Raw genomic sequence first — 2,104 nt, forward strand, 5'->3', positions numbered from 1 at the left:
CCGGACCGCCGCTAGCGAACGCATGGTGCATTCCCACGCGGTGTGATCGCCCGGCTTCCTGAGCGCCTGCTCCATTTCGGCGCGCCAGAACTGGGTGCCGAGATTTGCGGAGAGCTCTTCGATCAGTTCCTCCTGCAACGCTGCAAGATCGGCGAGCGGCCGGTCGAACTTTTGCGTCCAGAGGATTTCTCCGCTGGCCGCCTCGACCAGCTGTGCCGTCACCCGCAAGTGCGCATCCGTGCGGCGGACATTGCCTTCGAGCAGATATCGCACTCCAAATTCACGTCCCAATGCCCCTACGTCGGGCATCGCCCCATTGCGAAACCGCGCGGTCGTGGAACTCGAAATCACCCGAACATTGACCCCCTGCGACAGAGCATCGATCAGATCCTCGACCATCCCGAAAGCGAACACCTCGTCTTCCGCGAGGCCTGAGCGATTGGTGAACGGCAGCACTGCTAACGATGGCGCCCTGCCGCGCTCGCCAGGTTTGGCGGGGGCTGGTTCGGGGGTCTCGATGATCGGAGCGTCAACAACTTCGCGCCCGACAAACCGCCGGACATCGCCGAGAAACGCCTGCCACGCAACGTCGTTCGTGTCGCCCCGCCAGTGCGAAAGATCGGCCGTCTGGGTGAGTTCGAACATGATCGGGCGGTCGCACGCTTCGATCATGCAGGGCACAAGGGTCTTGTTGCGGTCGGCCAGTGTGGCTTCGGCACGGACCCAGCGGCTTTCCACCGACTTCCTCGACCACAGCACCACAACGGCCTTAGCCGTCTTCAGGGCATTTTCGGTGACCTGATCATAGGCCTCCCCCGTGCGTAGGCCGACATCCCACCAAACCGTGAAGCCATTCGCCTCAAAGCCGTCTGCAAAGAATTTCGCCCGCGCCTGATCTTCGCGACTGTAGGACAGGAAAATGTCGTTCAAAATTGCCCCCGCAATGCGCCGAGGGTGTGTTATCGCAACGTAAAGGCGGCGTCGATGGACTCTATGGCGCAGTGCCGCGGTTACGGGGCCAGCCACTGCTCCGCGGCATGATTGTCACTCGTCTTTGCTTCCACCCAGCGGCTGCTGCCATCGGCCCATTCTTCGCGCTTCCAGAACGGCGCTTTGGTTTTCAGCCAGTCCATCAGGAAGCTGGCCGCGGCAAAGGCGTGGGCGCGGTGGGGGGAGGCGGTGGTGACGAGGACAATGGGTTCGCCGGGCAACAGCCGGCCGTGGCGGTGGATGATGGTGCCGATGGTGTCGGGCCAGCGGGCGGCGGCATCGGCGGCGATGGCCTGCATCTGCGCCAGCGTCATTGCCGGGTAGTGTTCAAGGGTGAGGGCGACGAGGCCGTCATCGGCGCGCACCAGCCCGGTGAACTGCACGGCGGCGCCCAGATCGGTGCGGGCGCTGATGAGCGCGGCCTGTTCGGCGGCTGCATCGAAGGGTTCGGTTTGCAGGCGGGCGGCAATCATCCGCCCGTCACCGGCGGGAAGATGGCGATTTCGCGCGGGTTGCCCAGCGGCGTGGTGGGGGTGGCGAAATCCTGATCCACCGCCACCCGGATGCAGCTGCGATCCGCCAGCGCGGCGGCGTGGCCGGGGCTGCGGGTGGCGAGCCAATCGAGCAGGGCAGCAACCGTGGAAATTTCGGCGGGCAGGGCCAGCGTTTCGCTGTCGGCGCCGATCATTTCGCGGACCCAGGCAAAATAGACCAGCGTGACCATCACATATGCTTCAGGCCGACGCGCAGATAATCGTAGCCGGTGATCAGCGTGAGGATGGCGGCGATCCACAGCGTAACGAGGCCGACAATCTCCGCCGGCAGCCATGGCAGGATCGGCACCGCACCCACGAGGATCAACGCGCCCAGCGCCACCAGTTGCGCCGTCGTTTTCCATTTGGCGAGCTGGCTGACCGGCACCGATACCTGCAGCCCGGCCAGATATTCGCGCAGGCCCGAAACGAACATTTCCCGCAGCAGGATGATCAGGCCGGCGATCACGCTCCAGCCGTGCAGGATCTGCGCATCGACCAGCATCAGGATGGTGGCGGCGACCATGATCTTGTCGGCAATCGGATCGAGGAACTGGCCGATTTTCGAAACCGTGCCCCAA

The 2,104-nt window shown here is 64.2% G+C and carries 4 protein-coding genes; all 4 read right to left on the reverse strand.

All coding sequences use genetic code 11. The features are described from left to right. On the reverse strand, positions 1 to 930 hold a 930-nt coding region (locus RMO81_RS14470), incomplete at its 3' end, for a TIR domain-containing protein (RefSeq protein WP_310476614.1). An 80-nt stretch (positions 931 to 1,010) separates the two neighbouring features. Then, positions 1,011 to 1,463, reverse strand: a complete 453-nt coding sequence (locus tag RMO81_RS14475; protein WP_310476615.1) for a molybdenum cofactor biosynthesis protein MoaE — start codon at positions 1,461 to 1,463, stop codon at positions 1,011 to 1,013. Then, the gene (gene moaD, locus RMO81_RS14480; RefSeq protein ID WP_409049628.1) at positions 1,460 to 1,714 is read right to left on the reverse strand and encodes a molybdopterin converting factor subunit 1; all 255 of its coding nucleotides are present in this window, start codon (positions 1,712 to 1,714) and stop codon (positions 1,460 to 1,462) included. Before moaD ends, RMO81_RS14475 begins: the two co-directional genes overlap by 4 nt. Beyond that, a partial coding sequence (locus RMO81_RS14485) for a CDP-alcohol phosphatidyltransferase family protein (RefSeq protein WP_310476617.1) occupies positions 1,714 to 2,104 on the reverse strand: 391 nt, incomplete at its 5' end. The genes moaD and RMO81_RS14485, both read right to left, overlap by 1 nt.

It is taken from the genome of Sandarakinorhabdus sp., assembly GCF_031422795.1.
GTDB lineage: Bacteria > Pseudomonadota > Alphaproteobacteria > Sphingomonadales > Sphingomonadaceae > Sandarakinorhabdus.

Bases quoted from the DNA above. Each gene is read 5' to 3' on its own strand.
- moaD (WP_409049628.1), bottom strand. From the start codon at position 1,714: ATGGTCACGCTGGTCTATTTTGCCTGGGTCCGCGAAATGATCGGCGCC.
- RMO81_RS14475 (WP_310476615.1), bottom strand. From the start codon at position 1,463: ATGATTGCCGCCCGCCTGCAAACCGAACCCTTCGATGCAGCCGCCGAA.